The sequence below is a fragment of the Treponema sp. R80B11-R83G3 genome (assembly GCF_054786115.1).
The window spans coordinates 1-413 of the sequence record NZ_BDHF01000531.1; the positions used below are offsets into that span (position 1 = coordinate 1).

Annotated in this window: 1 protein-coding gene; it reads left to right on the forward strand. The window is 36.6% G+C overall.

What is annotated here, in order from left to right; all coding sequences use genetic code 11:
• Positions 1-255 (forward strand): N-acetylmuramoyl-L-alanine amidase (locus ACYVRH_RS14815; RefSeq protein ID WP_461257621.1); only part of this gene is annotated, 255 nt, incomplete at its 5' end.
• Between the last annotated feature and the right edge of the window lie 158 nt (positions 256-413).

Sequence of the window (413 nt, forward strand, 5' to 3'; positions counted from 1 at the left end):
ATAAGCCCTAATTTTTGCACTATCGGAATTGAGATGTGTATTGATAAAGAGGGGAACTTTACTGATGAGACAATTAATGCCGCTGTTGAATTGGCAGTAAAACTTCTTAAAGAAAATAATTTAACAGTTGACGATATTGGTCATCATCGGAAAGTAGTTGGTTGGAAGGATTGTCCCTTGCCGTGGGTTCGCAAAGTTTATCTATTTGATGAATTCAAGGATAAAGTCAGGGCAAAGTTGGGGTTTTTGTTATAAGTGAGCAGTGAGAAGTGAGCAATGAGAAATGAGATAAGGGCAAGGGAGGGAGATATGACTGATAACATTTATTTGAGGAGTGTTTGAATGGAAGATAAAAAGACTTGTGCGGATTGTTTACATTGTAAAGTTTCTTCAATGTCTACAAAAAATTGCAG